The 16,836-nt window shown below is 33.4% G+C and carries 17 protein-coding genes; 10 read left to right on the top strand and 7 right to left on the bottom strand.

Going from position 1 to position 16,836, the window contains the following annotated elements:
* The first annotated feature begins 564 nt into the window (after window positions 1-564).
* From VB264_RS24325 to VB264_RS24315, 3 genes are read left to right on the top strand one after another with little or no spacing between them, the layout of a single operon-like run.
* Window positions 565-768 (top strand): helix-turn-helix domain-containing protein, encoded by a 204-nt coding sequence (locus VB264_RS24325; RefSeq protein WP_323253914.1) that lies wholly within the window; start codon window positions 565-567, stop codon window positions 766-768.
* 11 nt (window positions 769-779) lie between these two features.
* Window positions 780-1,103 (top strand): HipA N-terminal domain-containing protein, encoded by a 324-nt coding sequence (locus tag VB264_RS24320; RefSeq protein WP_323253912.1) that lies wholly within the window; start codon window positions 780-782, stop codon window positions 1,101-1,103.
* Window position 1,104: 1 nt separating this feature from the next.
* Entirely contained in the window at window positions 1,105-2,100 is a 996-nt protein-coding gene (locus tag VB264_RS24315) for a type II toxin-antitoxin system HipA family toxin (protein WP_323253910.1), read from the top strand.
* A gap of 421 nt (window positions 2,101-2,521) precedes the next feature.
* Here the strand turns inward: VB264_RS24315 and VB264_RS24310 are convergent, their stop codons facing one another.
* Window positions 2,522-2,770, bottom strand: coding sequence for a hypothetical protein (locus VB264_RS24310; protein ID WP_323253908.1), 249 nt, complete (start codon window positions 2,768-2,770; stop codon window positions 2,522-2,524).
* Between the two features lie 68 nt (window positions 2,771-2,838).
* Window positions 2,839-3,243 carry a transposase gene (locus VB264_RS24305; protein WP_323253906.1) on the bottom strand — a complete coding sequence of 135 codons (405 nt, stop codon included), beginning with the start codon at window positions 3,241-3,243 and terminating at the stop codon, window positions 2,839-2,841.
* Window positions 3,244-3,563: 320 nt separating this feature from the next.
* Between VB264_RS24305 and VB264_RS24300 the strand changes: the two genes are divergently transcribed.
* The 6 genes from VB264_RS24300 to VB264_RS24275 all read left to right on the top strand — a co-directional run bounded on the left by VB264_RS24300 (window position 3,564) and on the right by VB264_RS24275 (window position 11,379).
* Window positions 3,564-4,514, top strand: a complete 951-nt coding sequence (locus VB264_RS24300) for an AraC family transcriptional regulator (protein ID WP_323253904.1) — start codon at window positions 3,564-3,566, stop codon at window positions 4,512-4,514.
* Window positions 4,515-4,682: 168 nt separating this feature from the next.
* On the top strand, window positions 4,683-5,720 hold the full coding sequence (locus tag VB264_RS24295) for an efflux RND transporter periplasmic adaptor subunit (protein ID WP_323253902.1): 1,038 nt from the start codon (window positions 4,683-4,685) through the stop codon (window positions 5,718-5,720).
* A 38-nt stretch (window positions 5,721-5,758) separates the two neighbouring features.
* Window positions 5,759-8,881, top strand: coding sequence for an efflux RND transporter permease subunit (locus VB264_RS24290; protein WP_323253900.1), 3,123 nt, complete (start codon window positions 5,759-5,761; stop codon window positions 8,879-8,881).
* Window positions 8,882-9,017: 136 nt separating this feature from the next.
* Entirely contained in the window at window positions 9,018-10,301 is a 1,284-nt protein-coding gene (locus VB264_RS24285; RefSeq protein ID WP_323253898.1) for a TolC family protein, read from the top strand.
* A gap of 6 nt (window positions 10,302-10,307) precedes the next feature.
* Window positions 10,308-10,901, top strand: a complete 594-nt coding sequence (locus VB264_RS24280; protein ID WP_323253896.1) for a TetR/AcrR family transcriptional regulator — start codon at window positions 10,308-10,310, stop codon at window positions 10,899-10,901.
* A 133-nt stretch (window positions 10,902-11,034) separates the two neighbouring features.
* Window positions 11,035-11,379 carry a hypothetical protein gene (locus VB264_RS24275; RefSeq protein WP_323253894.1) on the top strand — a complete coding sequence of 115 codons (345 nt, stop codon included), beginning with the start codon at window positions 11,035-11,037 and terminating at the stop codon, window positions 11,377-11,379.
* Between the two features lie 271 nt (window positions 11,380-11,650).
* On the opposite strand, the gene VB264_RS24270 is transcribed toward VB264_RS24275, so the two are convergent.
* The 4 genes from VB264_RS24270 to VB264_RS24255 form a co-directional block, all read right to left on the bottom strand.
* Entirely contained in the window at window positions 11,651-12,655 is a 1,005-nt protein-coding gene (locus tag VB264_RS24270; protein WP_323253892.1) for an NADP-dependent oxidoreductase, read from the bottom strand.
* A gap of 25 nt (window positions 12,656-12,680) precedes the next feature.
* The gene (locus VB264_RS24265) at window positions 12,681-12,839 is read right to left on the bottom strand and encodes a hypothetical protein (RefSeq protein ID WP_323253890.1); all 159 of its coding nucleotides are present in this window, start codon (window positions 12,837-12,839) and stop codon (window positions 12,681-12,683) included.
* A 120-nt stretch (window positions 12,840-12,959) separates the two neighbouring features.
* Complete coding sequence (locus tag VB264_RS24260) at window positions 12,960-13,823, bottom strand: alpha/beta fold hydrolase (protein WP_323253888.1); 864 nt, start codon at window positions 13,821-13,823, stop codon at window positions 12,960-12,962.
* A 44-nt stretch (window positions 13,824-13,867) separates the two neighbouring features.
* Entirely contained in the window at window positions 13,868-14,668 is an 801-nt protein-coding gene (locus VB264_RS24255) for an SDR family oxidoreductase (protein WP_323253886.1), read from the bottom strand.
* Between the two features lie 116 nt (window positions 14,669-14,784).
* On the opposite strand from VB264_RS24255, the gene VB264_RS24250 reads away from it, so the two are divergent.
* Window positions 14,785-15,213: a winged helix-turn-helix transcriptional regulator gene (locus VB264_RS24250; RefSeq protein ID WP_323253884.1), complete on the top strand. Its 429-nt coding sequence runs from the start codon at window positions 14,785-14,787 to the stop codon at window positions 15,211-15,213.
* Window positions 15,214-15,797: 584 nt separating this feature from the next.
* Here the strand turns inward: VB264_RS24250 and VB264_RS24245 are convergent.
* Window positions 15,798-16,712: a serine hydrolase gene (locus tag VB264_RS24245; protein ID WP_323253882.1), complete on the bottom strand. Its 915-nt coding sequence runs from the start codon at window positions 16,710-16,712 to the stop codon at window positions 15,798-15,800.
* Window positions 16,713-16,836 lie beyond the last annotated feature (124 nt).

Genomic DNA, 16,836 nt, shown 5'->3' with positions numbered 1-16,836 from the left:
GAACCCGCTTGAAATCCAGGTGCAAATCCGTCTTTAATTCCTTGGAAGATACGAATCCAGCACGGTAACTTTCGACTACTTTTCGGAGATAAAGTATCAAGTTACGATTTTTTTTATTTCTTTTCAACTCCTTAATATTCATACACTTAACGTTTAAGTGTCAAGTTAAATCAGTAGCATATGTTAAGTTTTATAATACTTATTATGTTAAATAAATATAAACTTTCAAGTTTCCTTCTATATTTAAAATATCCCACGGACATAATTCCCCTCCCCAAAAAAATCTTTATGTAACAAATATCACCGAGCATTTTGAATAAGAAGGATAATTTTAAAAAAGAAATATCATCAAATCGCTTTACTGGCATAAAATTTTATAAAGAGTAGCATAACAACACTTTCATATTACTCGAAACTTTCTTTTTCAATCAAATAAAATAGGTAATTAGTAACAAAAAAAGTATCATAAAGTGCAGAAAACAGCACTTTATGATACTTTTTTTTGTTATAATATATATATTTAAACAAAAAGTGCTGTATATTGCACTACGCAAATTAACAGAAATGGAGTTATCACAGGAACTAAAACAGCGAAGAGAAGAATTAGGTGTTACGCAAGAATACTTAGCAGAGTTGGCAGGTGTCGGGCTTAGAACAATTAAAGCTTTTGAAAGCGGGAAAGCCAATCCAAGACTTGAAACCCTGACCAAACTTTCAGAAGTTTTGGGAATGGAATTGGTTTGGTCTATTAAGAAAATTAATCCTTGAAATATCTAACAATGAGACAATTGGCAGTGTACAGAAATGGTATTTTAGCAGGAATACTCACTGAAGAAAATCGGGAAAAATACTTATTCAAGTATGATGACAACTATTTGTTATCTATTGAAAATCAATCAATTAGTTTAACATTACCAAAATCAACACAAGTATATACTTCCGAAATTTTATTCCCTTTTTTCTATAATATGCTCAGTGAAGGCGTAAACAAGAAATTGCAAAGTATAACTTTGAAAATTGACGAGAACGACCATTTCGGATTGCTGTCAAAAACTTCTCAATATGATACTATTGGCGCTATAACGCTTAAACCTTTGAATTAATATGAAAGACATTAAGTTTTGCCCTGGCACTTTAGCAGAAGGATTCAACACATATAGCCCAGTTTGTTTGAAAAAAGTATTTAAGAACAAAAAAGTTAGTCATATTTTACCCTATCAAGTACCGCAACTGAATGAAGAAACAGAAGATTTATTTATAGAAAATAGAAAACGGATTTCCATTTCTGGCGTTCAGGAAAAACTAAGTTTGTTATTAGATAAAAACCAATTGAGGCTTACCAAAGAAGGCGAACAAGGCGAGTATATCCTGAAACCAATTCCTAGAGATTTAAAAAAGGTAGATCAAGTCCCTGCCAATGAACATCTCACGATGCAAATTGCTTCCCAAGTTTATAGTATTAAAACAGCAGAAAATGCTTTGGTATTTTTTAAAGATGGTACTCCCTCCTATCTCACCAAACGTTTTGACATCAGACCTGACGGTTTGAAATGGGGCGAAGAAGACTTTGCCAGTTTGGCAGGTAAAACGAAAGATAACTTCGGAATCAACTATAAATATGAATTCAGTTATGAGGAACTGGCCGAATTGATAAAAAAATATATTCCAACTTGGCGCATAGAAATGGACAAGTACTTTTCTTTGGTTGTATTCAATTACCTTTTTAGTAACGGAGACGCTCATTTAAAGAATTTTTCTGTACTTGAAACTCCAAAAGGAGATTACATTTTGAGTCCTGCTTACGATTTGATAAATACTCGTTTACATGTTGACGATACAGATTTTGCTTTAGACAAGGGTTTATTCAAAGATGGTTTTGAATCTGAACATTTCAAAAATTCAGGACATATTCATCAAGATGATTTTATAGAATTTGGCGAAAGAATTGGCATTGCAACACATAGAGTAGTAAAACTTTTACAACCATTTTTACAACGAAAAACACAAGTAGAAACCTTAACGAATCGCTCTTTTCTTTCAGATACCAGTAAAAAAACATATTTACTTTTGTATAATACAAAGCGCAATTACTTGCTTTAAAACAAAATTTATCTCTAATTTTCACTTTAAATAGTAATTGATGTTACGCAAGGTTCTATTTATGCAAATATTATTTGGTTCTTAGTTTTCAAGAGTTGTAATTCTCTAAAAGCCGTCTGAATTGCCTTGATGTAAATTTTACCTTTAAGAGCAAAATGATTGATTTTTTCATTGATGTTTATCCTTTCAAGTTTAATATAAGCACACAAACTTGCAAAAAAGTGTGTCCTTTGAGTTTTTACACTACGAGTTGGGGATTATTGTAGTGAGGCATTATTTTTCAATGATTTGTGGTAATCTTCTATTCCCCACCGTTTTTGATAGGTAGAGATGATAAATTGATAAGATTTTGTCAAATCAGTGCATAATAAAAAGAGTTCGCCCTCTGAGTTATCTTTGTTTGTAAAGACATCTTTACATATCAAAACAGGTTGATTACTGAACGAATGTAAACTTCCTTGAGGTCGCCTGGATTTAATTTAACTTGGCTGATTTTGATGAATTTACCATTAGCACGGTCTTTTTTTGAGAGAGCTCCCTCCAAATTAGATTTCACTGCACCAATCAAGTTTTTCCTGATAGAGAGAATATAGTTGATATTTTCAGCATTTACATACGGCACGGGCCGCCCCGCAACTATCAGAGAGAATAAAGGCAAATTTGACAGCATTTTGGTAGGCACTCCCTAGCAAATCTCTGAACATTTCATTTTTGGTACGGGATGAACGCCAGCATTCTTTACGAGTTTTTAATAATACACTGTAAGGTTTTGACTACCAATTCAAAACCAATCGGTACTTGCACGCCATTATTGCTATATAGAAGACTTACAAAGTTGATACCATTAACAAATATTCCTGTAAAATGATCAAAATGAGGACAAACCAATCCATTTGAATCAGTATATGGCTTTTCTGATATACTATCATCAAGAATCAGTAAACCCTCATCGGATTCGATTTGGCCAACAAACGGTTTAGCTTGCTTCCAAAGTGCTTTACTATCATTAGCTGTTTGCTTCAAAAAGCGAGTTACATCATCGTGGCTAATAGCTTTGTCTAACATTTTTGATAAACCTGTTGAACTGGTCTGACCAAAAGAACTAATAAGATAATCTGTATATAAATCTAAGTCAGTTTGCATGAACCAAATTTAATTCGCTTTTTTTATTATTCACAATTGCAATGCGTAACATCAATTAATAAATCCTGTATCGATTTTCAGGACGGGACATTACTTTTTTCATATACTTAATTTATCGAGGAATTGTAGATTGTTGTTGAGTTGCAAGTTTCATTTGTTCTTAAACAACATCAATAAATGCTGACTAATACATACAATACCATAAAGAATTGCTTTTTTGTATTGAATCTGGCTAAAAAAACAAATAATGATAATTAAAATGATTTGTATGAAAAACCAAGACTTGAAAATTATAAATTATGTAATAAATTTACAAACTGTTGAATTATTTCCTCAAGCAGAGAGTTGAATTTACATATATGAAACCCAAAGAGAATAGTGTACCAGTCTATAAATTAACAGATTTAATGATAGACGATCCACAGCCTGAACTTTATGATATAAAATCAGATGATTTTAGCATAAAAGTGAATACTCCTTTGGTTGAGCTTGAAATCTTCAAGAAATATTTTCGTACAGATTGTTTCATCATATTTCTTGTTTTAGAAGGAGAACTAAGGATTGATATTAATTTGGAAGAGTACAGTGCTAAGAAAAACAGTATTATTATTCTTTCTCCTAACGATTTGAAACGCTCTGTCTCTACCAAAGATGCCCTTGTATCAAGTATCGCTTTTAATGCTAACTTTATGACTAAAGCGACCGATACAATTAAAAATATCTCTGAAGTTTTTAGTTATTTGACTTATCAAAGCTTACCTCTTTGGACACTAGAGCCTAAAGATGCTAATATCCTAAAAAAGCTGTTGGAGCAAATCTTATATCGTACTGTTGATATAAAAGAACATCCTTTTGGGAAAGAACTACTTTATACTCATTTTAATATTCTTCTATACGAATTAGGCGGTTTTGCTAAAAAGTACTCAATATTTAAAAGTACTAATTTGTCCAGAAAAGAAACTTTGGTGATGAACTTTGTAGCTCTTTTACAACAAAAAGTTAAATTTCAACGCAATGTTCAGGCTTATGCTTCTCAGCTAAATATTACACCTAAATACCTTACTGAAACCGTTAAAGAAATTTCTGGAAAAAGTGCTGGAGAGATTATTGACGACTTTGTTATTCAAGAAGCAAAAATAATCTTGAGTGATTCAAATTTAAGCATTTCTGAAGTTGCAGAAGAACTTCATTTTAGTGACCAATCTTTCTTTGGAAAGTTCTTTAAAAGACATACTGGGATTTCTCCAAAAGAATATCGCAAATTAGATTAATGCGTTACGATATTAATTTTTGTAAAATAATCTCTACTTCTTATCATTTCAAAAATAGAAAAACGACTTTCTGACCAATCTTAGCGAATTCATGACCTTTTTAAATGCTACTTGGTGTGCCAACTTTGTAGCATCAAATTATAGTATCATTTAAACATGAATATCCTTATGATAAAGTCAAATCTCGTAAAGGCTTTCCCTTTATTAGTGACCACCCTAATGCTGTCAGCCTGTGGAAATAAGCCCACAGAAACGCAAGATAAACCTAAACCTGTTAAGGTAACTACTCAACAAGTTGAAGAAATTAATAGTCGCCAAAAACTTAGCTATTCTGCTACTATCGAGCCAGATATTATTACCAAAATAGGTTTTGCTGTACCTGGTGTAATCAACAACGTCACGGTAAAAGAAGGTCAGTTTGTAAAACAAGGTCAGTTATTAGCAAGCATTGATGCTACCGAATACGACAATGCCTTAATTATTGCCAATGCAGGCCTGGAACAAGCCGAAGACATGTATCAGCGACTCAATGAGCTTTATCAAAAAGGAAGTCTTCCCGCAAAAGATTATATCGATATCAAAACAAAGCTAGCTCAGGCTAAAGCCAGTAAAAGTATTAACAGTAAACATATTGCTGACAGTAAATTGTATGCTCCTATGTCGGGTATTATTACAGAGAAGTTGATTGAACGTGGAAGTATGGCCGCACCTGGTGTTCCAGCATTTACTATTATTAAAACAGATAAAGTCTATGCTAAAATCACTGTTCCAGAAAATGAGATCGGAAGTTTTAAAGTAGGCATGCAATCAAATGTATTTATTCCGACCCTAAGTGATTCAGTAAAAGGAACTATATCAATTATTAATCCACAAGCAGATGCTGTTTCAAAAACCTATTCAGCAAAAATCCTTTTGAATAATATCGGGCAAAAATTACTACCTGGCATGATTGCGAATGTAGAAATTAATCCAAATAAGTATGTTCCTGTAATTACGATTCCAGCTACGGCAGTGCTTAGAGATGCAGATGACATTACTTATGTATTTGTTGTCAATACAGAGAAAAAGGCGGTTCGTAAACGTATAACCATCAGTAGTCTTATTGGAAGTAAAGAAGCAATTGTAAAAGACGGACTAACTAAAGGTGATTTAATTATTGTGGAAGGTCAGACTCAACTCAGAGATGGCTCATTAGTAAGTTTTTAAAATGATACATCAATGTCAGTTTTTAGCAAAATAAAAAAATGGAAAAACGAAAGGTAAATTTTATTGAGGCTGCAATGAGATACAAGGAGGTAACAATAGTTATAACTTGCTTGTTATTGATATTTGGCTATTATTCTCTTCAGAATATGCCCCGTGCCGAAGACCCTAAAATTGATACGCCAGTAGCAATGGTCTATGCTTTTTATCCTGGTGCCGATGAGGTACAAATGGAAAAACAAGTAACATCCAAAATAGAACAATATTTATTCTCTTTTGAAGAAGTAAACAAACAAAAAACAAAATCGCAAACAAGAGATGGGCAGGTCTTTATAACAGTTGAGCTCCATACAAGCGTAAAAGATAGAAAGAAATTTTGGGCTACTTTACAGCATGGGTTTAATACCGTTGTTCGTGGTAATATTCCATCGGGTGTTATTGGTCCAATTACAAATAGCAATTTTGGGGATGTAACGGCTCAAATCATAGCTGTCTCTTCTTCGACAAGGAGTTATGCAGAACTAGAGAAGTATCTTGATAAGATGGAAGATGTACTAAAAACAATTCCTGAAGTATCAAAAATTAATCGCTCTGGCGGGCAGAAACAACAAATTTATGTTACTGTAGATGACCAAAAAATGTTACAATATGGCTTTGACTTAGGAACGATAGTCAAGACCTTACAAATGCAAAACATTACAGGTTATTCTGGAGAAATGACAATCAGTAAAAATACTATTCCTGTATTTACGAACAGTCAATACAAAACAGAAGCTGATATAGCCAATCAAGTAATCTATACTACACCTAAAGGAGTAGTAGTAAGACTAAAAGATGTTGCGTATATAGAAAGACGTTATGAAGAGGAGTCTTCATACATTCGTATTGGAAATGATAAAGTGATGCTGATTTCAACAGAGATGCAGCCGGGCAATAATATTGTAGCTTTTGGAGAAAAGGTTGAGGAGCAACTAAAAAAACTTCAAAGTAGCTTTCCTGATGACATAAAAATTGAAACGATAGTTAATCAGCCAGAGGTCGTTGCTGAAAGTATCGACCATTTTATGATTGAGTTCGGAATGGCTATTGCGTCTGTTATCATTGTAGTAATGTTGTTGTTGCCTTTCAGTATGGCAGCAGTTTCTTCTATAGCAGCACCTATTGCCATTCTTATCACTTTTGGGTTGATGAATATGATTGGTGTAGAACTACATCAGGTTTCACTGGCAGCACTTATTATTGTGCTTGGAATGGTAGTGGATAATGCCATTGTGGTGGTGGATAATTATATTGAAAAACTAGATGAGGGTATTACGCCGTGGACTGGTGCTTGGCAGGCAGCAACCCAACTTACTTTGCCCATATTTACCGCCACTTTAGCTATTATTTTTGCTTTTGCACCATTAGCATTTTTTATGAATGGTATAGCCAAAGACTTTATGGCATCTTTACCTATTACAGTTGCCATTGCATTGATTACCTCTATGGTAGTTGCTTTGTTTTTAACACCTTATACATGTTATGTGTTTATCAAAAAAGGGCTAAAACACAAAGTATCTGACCGACCACCGAGAAAATCATTATTAGATCATTTACAAAATGTATTTAATATATCTGTTGAATTTTGTTTCCGCTGGCCAAAAATAACGATGGTTTTTGCAGTAGTCGCTGTATTAATGGCCTTCTTAGTTGCGAGTAAAGTAGATCAGGAGTTTTTCCCAACTAGCGAACGTAATCAATTCAATATCGAAGTTTGGATGCCTGATGGAACAGCTCTTGCTGAAACGGATAAAGCCGTGAAAGAAGTTGAAGCTATTTTGAAAAAAGATAAAAGAGTTGTGAGTGTTGCTAGTTTTGTAGGTACTAGTTCACCTCGTTTTCAAACTACTTATGCACCAGAAATTCCACGCAGAAATTTTGCTCAATTATTTATCACAACCGTTGATAACAAGGCTACTGATGATATTGTGCATGAGTATCGTCCTAAACTTGAATACTTAGTAAAAGACGCTTATATTAGATTCAGACAATTGAGTTTCCAAGAAGGCTCTCCGATAGCTGTAAAAGTAATTGGCAATAACATCAACGACCAGAAACGTGTGGCTTTACAGATAGAGGATATCTTACGCCAAGCGAAAGGCACAAACTGGGTACGTACCGACTACGAAAATGATTACTTAGGTATTAGTCTAAATGTAAAAGAAGATATTGCTGCTCGTTTGGGGGTACCAAATCAGGTAATTACTCAAACGCTGGGAGCTGGACTAAAAGGTTTTGCAGTTTCTCAATTATGGGAAGGAGATAAACCCATTGATATTTTTCTTCGATTAGATGCAAATAGCAGAAAGGATGTAAACCAATTGGGAAATTTGCATTTAAGTACAATGTATGGAACGAAAGTGCCATTGAATGAAGTAGCAGAACTTAAACCTTCATGGCATACTGGGGTTATTGCACACCGAAATGGCATTAGAACACTCTCTGTTTTATCTGAAGCTCAAAATGGAATCAGAGCTTCAAATATTCTAAAGGAAATTCAGCCTAAAATTGAAAAACTAAATTTACCAGAAGGAATCAGTATTGAATATGGAGGTGATTATGAATCAAATGCTGAAAATGCACCCGGAATGCTTAACGCTTTAGGTGTAAGTTTAATATTGATTTTTATTACTTTGCTATTCCAATTTAAGAGTTTAGCTAAAACCTTAATTATTTTATCAACTTTCCCATTAAGTTTACTTGGAGCTTTTCTTGGTCTATATCTCACCAATAATCCAATAGGAATGACTGCCTTTATGGGCGTAATCAGTCTCATTGGTATTGTAGTACGTAATGGAATTATCCTCGTTGATTATGCCGATGAATTGGTTTTAGAACATCATTATACCATTAAAGCAGCCGCCTTAGCCTCTGCAAAACGTAGAATGCGTCCTATTTTCCTTACTTCAGCAGCAGCGGCAGTAGGTGTTGTCCCAATGATTGTTGGTAAATCTCCACTATGGGCTCCACTTGGAAGTGTACTGGCTTTCGGTCTTATTATTTCAATGGTGCTTACCTTGTTTGTTGTTCCTGTGCTTTATTACAAATTTGTAAAACCAGTACCTGAACCTGCCGATGAATTTGATGCAAACGTAGAAATTCAATACAAGCCTGAACATCTCTAAGATTTTAAATGAGTACAATAAAATGGGCTGAGGGGGATAAGTGAGAAGAAGGTTATTTTTTAATCCTATGTGTGTGAGGGAATCCCCCAAATGTTCTTAAACTAAAGTGAATTCGATAAAAACTAAAAATAAGAAGATGAATTTTATCAAGTATTGGAAAGTATTAACAGTCACAATAATTGCTGGGATAAGTTTACCTTGTGACGGACAAAACGTTACACTAACTCTTCAAGAATGCCGACAACTGGCAGTGACGCAAAATAAAAAAATAAAGGCGGTACAATCTCAAATTGCAGCAGCCAAAATTGCTAATGAGGCCGCTGGGCTCAACAATCGCCCGTCTTTTGATGCTTCAATCATGGGGGTTCATGTCGGTAAACCTCTTGACAAATTACTTCCCCCTACCCTATTAAATGGTTCTGTCTCAGCAACACAACCTATCTATACTGGTGGAAAAATAAAATTGGGTCAAGCTGCTACTTCAAAAGCTATTGAAATAACAGAAGAGCAAAAAACAATGACCGAAGTAGATGTGCTATTTGAAGTAGAAAATGCCTACTGGCAGATTGTTCAAGTAAAGGATAAAATAGTGCTTGCCAATAAGTACAAAGAAATGTTGCAGCAACTTCATGCTGAACTCGAAAATGCAGTAAATGCTGGACTTACTTATAAGAATGATTTATTAAGAGTAGAGGTAAATATGAATGAAGCTGATTTGAACATAGCAAAAGCTAATGATGGCTTGGTATTGGCTAAACTCAATTTAGCACAAATAATTGGGCAATCTAATCATACAGATTTCGATATTAAGGATTCAGTTGATGGAAATTTCAGTGCAATGGCGACACAGTCTTTCGATGGAATTGCAGACAATCGACCTGAAATCAATTTACTAAAAAAAGCCATTGAGATTGAGCAAATTCAAACCAAGCTGATTAAAGCAGACCTTAAACCACAAATAGGTTTTTCATTATCTGGGTTTAGTAGTGTAGGTAAAAAAATTAATTTTAGTAATGGTGAAAATTCAATGACATCTTATTACGGCTTGTTGAATGTATCTATTCCTATTTTTGATTGGGGAAAAAATGCCAAGAAAGTAAAAGAACAAACATTGCATATACAAGCAAAACAATGGGAATTAGAGGGAACAAAGGAGTTAATTAACCTTCAAGCTCAAAGCGCGTGGTTGCAAATTAACCAATCAGTAAAAAAGATTGAGCTAACAGGACATTCAATGAAACAAGCTGAAGAAAACCTCAGATTGGCCAATGACCGCTATAAAGCTGGCACAATTACTGGAAAGGATGTACTAGAAGCTCAGGTGATTTGGCAACAAGCTTATAGCAGTAATATAGACGCCAAAGTGGAGTATAAAGTTAATATAGCCAACTATAAAAAGGCTGTTGGAGAGTTGAGATAAAATAAAATGAAGAGTAAACAAATCCATATTATTGAAACGGCAATGTCCCTGTTTGCTAAACAGGGTATTAATGCCGTAACAATGGATGAAATATCAATTAAGTGCGAAGTATCTAAAAAAACAATTTACGAATACTTTATCAATAAGTCCGCTTTGGTAGAAAATGTTGTTAAGCACTTATTAAGTGAAACGGAGCGGTACATTAGAGTTTGGCCAAGTATTTCACCTAATGCAATTTCTGAAATAAGGTATTATTTCCAATATGTAGAGGTCAACATATTTATTATTTCCCCGATGTTCTATCATGATTTAATTCAGTATCGTTCTGCATATCATTTGTTTTTACAATTTATTGATGAAAAATTATATACTTTCTTATGGCAAAATATTGTTAGAGGACAAACAGAAAATATTTATCGAAGTAATACAGAATTGATAATCAAAGTACACTTATGGTTTATAAAAAAAATTATAAGTGATGTGTCCTTCCAAGTGGAAGTTGATAGAATCAATTTTTTTTCTTGTTCTAATGATGCTTTCTTACGTTCATTACTCAACAATAATGGGCAAAAAATGGCTCTGAAAAAAGATGTTTTCTAGCTAAAACCGATAATAAGCTACACCTAAAATACCTTTCTATTTTCAGATAGCAAAATTGTATTTTAATACAAATCACTCGCCAATTTAAGCGTTAAGTTGATAACCATAACATTTGTTAAAAAGCATAAACAGCATGGAAACATCAATGTCAAATACAAGAATTTTTTTTCTGGTACAGCAATATCACGAAATGATGAGTGATAATATGCAATCTATTCAGGAAGGCATCATATTATTAAAGCAGCACTTTATTCAAGGAATAAAGACAGAAGAACTTGAGGAAATAGAAGATGAGCTTTCATCTCTACACGAGCAATATACCCAAAATATTTATATTTGTTTGCAAATAAGACAGGCATACTTAACCGACAATAAAATAATCATGAATCAGCTCAATCAAATTTTTTGCATGATAGAATGTAGCATTTTTAGGGCTGAATGCGATTTTAGACGATTAATAAAACGAATCTCTGAATAATTTTTCTTGTAGAAATGTTTGTTGATTTTCTTATCCAGTTTCAAAATGTAACGTTATTATGCCACCAATAATTTCGGAAATAACGTTACATAAATTACCTATGGATTATCAATTGAATGAGCTCTAAAATCACTAAATATAGCGGAAATATAATGCAATTGTGTTGGTAATATCGCAAATAATAACTTAGTTGGCTATAATATAGTGCTATTTTCGTACTAAAATCATCCTTTTTTTAATCCTGACGCTACGACCAGTTGGGGAAATAAAACTATCTAACCTTAACAACAACTTTGCCTCTCGACCTGCCTGTTTCAACATAAGTCAGTGCTTCGTTAGTTTGCTCAAATGAAAACACTTTATCAATAATTGGTTTAATTATACCAGCTTCAATAAGTTTCGTAATTTCATTTAATTGCTTCCCTTCTGCTCTCATAAATAGGAAATGAAATTTCACACCAAGTTTCTCGGCTTTTTTCTTGGCACTTGCACTTAAAAGTTTGGTGACAAATTTCAAATGCCAAGGCAAACCTATTTCTTGCGCAAACTCTGGTGTTGGCGGGCCAACTAACGAAATGAGTTGACCACCTTTTTTTAAGATGCCCAATGATTGCTCTAAAACTATCTTTTCACGGTTGCTATGCAATACCACATCATAATCTTTTAATATTTTAGAAAAATCTTGTGTTTTGTAATCAATCACCAAATCAGCACCAATATTTTTTACTAACTCAATATTTTTAGCACTTGTGGTTGTAGCCACAAAAGCCCCCAAATATTTGGCTAACTGGATGGCAAAAGTGCCAACACCACCCGAGCCAGCTTGAATGAAAACCTTTTGACCTTTTTTTACATTGGCAATTTCAACCAATGCCTGCCAAGAAGTTAAACCAACCAATGGAATAGAACCCGCTTCTTCCATCGAAAGATTTTTTGGTTTTAAGGCAACATCTTTCTCATCAATAGAAATGTATTCGGCAAAAGTTCCAACTCTATGGTCTGAAGGACGAGCATACACTTCATCACCAACTTTGAATTTGCTAACTTTTGAACCAATTTTGGTAACAATTCCAGCCACATCGTGACCATTTATAAATGGGGGTTTGTAAGGTAAAAACAATTTGAATTCGCCATTTCTAATGAGTGAATCTAATAAATTTACACCTGCTGAATGAACTTGTACTAAAACATCGTTTTCATTTACAGTTGGTACTGCCCAATCTTCTAAATGTAATTTTTCTTTCTTGCCGTAGCTTTTAACTATGAATGCTTTCATTATTTCTATTTTTACTTCAATTAAATTAATTAACTTGTTTACCATCTTTTACAAAAGTGATTGTTTCAAAAATATCATAAGCATCAACTGCTGAACAGTAAGTTGATATTCTTTCAGAAAGTTTTTTAACTTCTCCACTTTTAAAGAATTTATCCATTTCACTTTTATTCGCAAAGCCAAGCATTATTGATGCCTGAAACTGTACGCTTTTATCATTATTTGCTCTATATTGAGTATAGCCCTATTTTTGCTTCTATGATGTTGTGCAGTTGAATTAATGATATTCTTTTCATCTGTTTGACACTTATTTTGTTAAAAATGAGATAGCTTTTTTTAGAAATTCTTCGTGATATTGAAATATACCACCATGTCCAGAGTTTGGATAAATTACTACTGGTTCAGCATTTGGAAATCGCTTTGCCAAATCGTAAGAATTTGGTGTAGGAACCATTCTATCATTATCGCCATTAGCTACTAAAACAGGGTGTTTAAAAACACTCAAATCCACTGGAGTTCCATGCCCCCATGTCTCAATTGCTTTCAATTGCTTTTTCAACACACTTAGTTTTACTTTTTTATCACGGTTTTCTGTTCTTTCATTCAATCGCTTCAAAAAAACTCTTGCAGCATCTTTTCCAACTTTATTTTGGGTAAAGAATAGATAAAACTTAGGGTCTCTGAATGTCAACAGTCCTTTAAAAATATCTTTATAAGTTAAGCCAACAACATCGCTAATTCCTTCTCCACCTCTTGGACCAGTGCCTGCAAGTATTATTTTTCGTACCAAAATGGGTTCTACCAAAAGTAATTCCTGAGTAATAAAACCGCCCATCGAAAATGCCACAATATCCACTTGTTTATAGCCTAAAGCATGAATAAACGCAATAGCATCTTTTGCCATGTCAGGCATACTTGTTCCCTGCTCGCCTGTAGTTGCACCCACTCCACGATAATCAAAAGAAATTATATGGCGCTCTGCAGCAATTGCATCCATAATTCTTGGATCGCAATTATCAAGATTTGCCGTTAGGTGGTTAAAATAGATAACTGGAATATCACCTGTTTTACCATAAGAACGATAAGCGAATTTAATCCCGTTTGCTTCTACAAATTGAGTAGGGACGGTAGCGTAGGAATAATTTACGCTTTGTGCATTTGACGTTGTCATTTTTAGAATTATTAAGACTATTAGAAAAAAAGTATTTTTCATTTTTAAGATTTGTTTAATTGATTGAGAACATTTTTTTCTAAAACCCCATAGGCAAAATGTTGTAAATTGATTAATACAGAAGTGCCTTTCCCTACGATATTTCTGAACTTAGGTTTATCCGTTTCAACGACTTTAAGCACTTTACTTGCAACTATTGAAGGGTCTTCGGCTTGCGTCACTAAGGCGTTGGTGAATTTTTCAATTTTTCTCCGAAGCGGATTGTAGTCTTCAATTTTATTTAATGGAGTTGATGAGTTATCCATAATATTTGTTTTGAAAGCCGACGGTTCAATCATAGCAACACTAATATTGAACTCACTCAACTCATATCTCAATGCTTTAAAATAGCCTTCTAGTGCGTGTTTGGAAGCAGCGTAGTAAGCAGCATTAGGAAATGAAACAAGCCCTATAATTGAGCCGACAGTTATTATTTTACCAAATTTTTGTTTTCTAAAATATGGCAACACTGCATTTGTCACCTTGATAGTTCCCCAAAAGTTAGTCTCCAATTGTTGTCTGCCTAACTCAATAGGTGTTTCTTCAGCGATGCCTGATACTAAAAAGCCTGCATTATTAATAAGCATATCCAATTGACCTACTTCCTTGAAAATTCTATCAGGCAAAGTGTTTATGGATTGCTCTGAATCAAGATCTAATGCTATCATTTTGAAAGGCACTTTTGACCCAGATTTTTCAGGGTTGCGACTTGTCCCTATTACATTGTAACCCTTTCTGTGCAGCTCGTTTGCGATAAGTAAACCAAAGCCAGAAGAAGCACCTGTTATTAAAATTTTTTGTTTCATGTTATTACTTTTAATTAAGAACATTGTAAATTTACTTGCAAATTGAAAGCACAAATATACAAACCACTTTTAAAATGCAAGTGGTTTTTGGGTTATTTTTAAAATGTTTTTATATAATGTCAAAAATGAGGTCTGAATGCCCAATAAGTTGTTCTCTTGAAATATTTGGAGACAAGTGGTCTTTGTTGATTGTAAGGGATTTAATGTTGTATCAAAAATCAACCTATGGAGATTTTTTGAAATCGGCGGAAGGAATAGCCACTAATATATTAGCTGCAAGACTGCAAGCCCTTGAGGAAAATAAAATTATTGAAAAGCGGGAACACCCCGATAGCAAAGCAAAAGTTTTGTACAGGCTTACTCATAAGGGAATAGATTTATTGCCTATACTCTTTGAAATACACCTTTGGGCAGAAAAATATTTTACTATCCCAGAAGATTTAAAGGAAATGGTAAATGATGCCAAGAAAAACAAAGAGTTAGCAATAAAAACCATTACTGAGCAATTGAAAAGGCAATTGGAAGAAGAGAAAAGGGAGGTGTAGTTAAAGGCAAAAGTTTTGTTCTTTTGAAATAATTTTTTCCAAAGTAATTCATCAGTTATAGATGGGTTACTTTGGAAAAATTACTACTAAACATACTTCTTTTTTCTTCGACTTGCCTTTGATAATTGTATCTATCAAGGCATTCACTATATTTTGCTAATTTGTTTCCATAAATTTTTATATTATAAATATATCGTTCTAAAACTATATCGAAATCTTTGAACAGGCTAAAAATTTCAAGAAGACCAGACAATAGAATCAAGGCAAGTTTTAAGGATGCTAATCATTGATAATAATATGAGGAAGCTAATATGTATAGAAGTGCTATTTTCGTTCTAAAACTATCCATTTTTAATCCTGACGCATCAACCCCAAACTAGTCTTAGAGTTTCCTAAGACTTAAAACAAGGAAGAGCATCATACTCGGAAGGGCTTATTGAATATATTAAAATGTATCAAGGTAAAAGGGATAATAATCCTTGATACCTTATACGAGCGTGATACTCTTTATCATTTTGAGTCGTAGGAAACAGCCTACGACTAGTTTGAGCCACCACGAAACCTTAGCTATTAGCCGTAGTTTTTTAATTTATTCTTAAAGTCAAATTGTTATCAGGAGTTCCGTCAATATTTAACGCTTTACTTGGTGTTGGAAGCCACCCCGTTTTGTTTATCACGAATTTAAAAGCATATGTTTTTCCTTTTTCAAATTGTGATTTTGGAATTGCTAACTCAAAAGTAGTGTTATTAATTGCTACCATTTGATAATTTACATTTTCTGGATTCCAATTATTGAAAGAACCTCCAACCGAAAAACTTTTTATTTGTTTGGTTTTTAATGATTTTGGAAGTTTAAATGAAAAAATAATTTTATCGTTTTCAATTTTATATCCATAAATTTCTTTTTTAGAAATTGGATTTATTAGTTTTTCAGAAGTTATGGATTCTTCGACTAGAGAATAAGCATCGACTAATAACTTGTCGATTAATCCTGCAATATGATTTGTTGCGTGATATTGTATTGGAAATGAATTACTACCATTATACATCAAAATAATTGTTAAATCATTTCTTGGAAATGTTTTGAAAGCACTAACATTTCCACCAGAAAACCCATAAGAATATATATCATTAACTTTTGAAATTTCCCATCCATAACCAAAAAAATCAGACTTGTTTTTATAATCAAAAGGTTTCCACATCATACTTTTTGTTTCTTTATTCAAAAAATCATTTCGACTTAAACGAATACTCCATTTTAAAAAATCAGGTAATGTAATTGCTAAACCATTTGAAGGGAGAGATCTTTCGCCTTCATTTTTTGCAAATTTTATATATTTTTCTGTTGTGTCGTCATAATTGTATTTTTGAACACGATTAGGAATATTTTCCAATCCGTTTGAAGAAAATACCACTTTATCTTGTGCATCAGAAAATTGATTTTTCAAAATGTAGTTTTCAAATTTTTCACCTGTAATTTTTTCGATAATCATTGCCAATAATAAATAGACATTTTGAATACTAATTATTTATATTGTCGTGTGTGCGTGCGAACTTTGTACAAAAAGCTATGACAGCCTACGAAAAAGCTCGCAACAACCCACGGCAATTTAAATCTTTGAC

It is taken from the genome of Arcicella aquatica (assembly GCF_034928825.1).
GTDB classification, from domain to species: domain Bacteria; phylum Bacteroidota; class Bacteroidia; order Cytophagales; family Spirosomataceae; genus Arcicella; species Arcicella aquatica.
The sequence above is the reverse complement of the archived record's forward strand: the minus strand, read 5'-3'. Positions and strand labels throughout refer to the sequence as shown.

Coding starts and splice junctions, on each gene's coding strand:
- VB264_RS24325 (WP_323253914.1), top strand. CDS start 565: ATGGAGTTATCACAGGAACTAAAACAGCGAAGAGAAGAATTAGGTGTT.
- VB264_RS24320 (WP_323253912.1), top strand. CDS start 780: ATGAGACAATTGGCAGTGTACAGAAATGGTATTTTAGCAGGAATACTC.
- VB264_RS24315 (WP_323253910.1), top strand. CDS start 1,105: ATGAAAGACATTAAGTTTTGCCCTGGCACTTTAGCAGAAGGATTCAAC.
- VB264_RS24310 (WP_323253908.1), bottom strand. CDS start 2,770: ATGCTGTCAAATTTGCCTTTATTCTCTCTGATAGTTGCGGGGCGGCCC.
- VB264_RS24305 (WP_323253906.1), bottom strand. CDS start 3,243: ATGCAAACTGACTTAGATTTATATACAGATTATCTTATTAGTTCTTTT.
- VB264_RS24295 (WP_323253902.1), top strand. CDS start 4,683: ATGATAAAGTCAAATCTCGTAAAGGCTTTCCCTTTATTAGTGACCACC.
- VB264_RS24290 (WP_323253900.1), top strand. CDS start 5,759: ATGGAAAAACGAAAGGTAAATTTTATTGAGGCTGCAATGAGATACAAG.
- VB264_RS24285 (WP_323253898.1), top strand. CDS start 9,018: ATGAATTTTATCAAGTATTGGAAAGTATTAACAGTCACAATAATTGCT.
- VB264_RS24280 (WP_323253896.1), top strand. CDS start 10,308: ATGAAGAGTAAACAAATCCATATTATTGAAACGGCAATGTCCCTGTTT.
- VB264_RS24275 (WP_323253894.1), top strand. CDS start 11,035: ATGGAAACATCAATGTCAAATACAAGAATTTTTTTTCTGGTACAGCAA.
- VB264_RS24270 (WP_323253892.1), bottom strand. CDS start 12,655: ATGAAAGCATTCATAGTTAAAAGCTACGGCAAGAAAGAAAAATTACAT.
- VB264_RS24265 (WP_323253890.1), bottom strand. CDS start 12,839: ATGCTTGGCTTTGCGAATAAAAGTGAAATGGATAAATTCTTTAAAAGT.
- VB264_RS24260 (WP_323253888.1), bottom strand. CDS start 13,823: ATGACAACGTCAAATGCACAAAGCGTAAATTATTCCTACGCTACCGTC.
- VB264_RS24255 (WP_323253886.1), bottom strand. CDS start 14,668: ATGAAACAAAAAATTTTAATAACAGGTGCTTCTTCTGGCTTTGGTTTA.
- VB264_RS24250 (WP_323253884.1), top strand. CDS start 14,785: ATGTCAAAAATGAGGTCTGAATGCCCAATAAGTTGTTCTCTTGAAATA.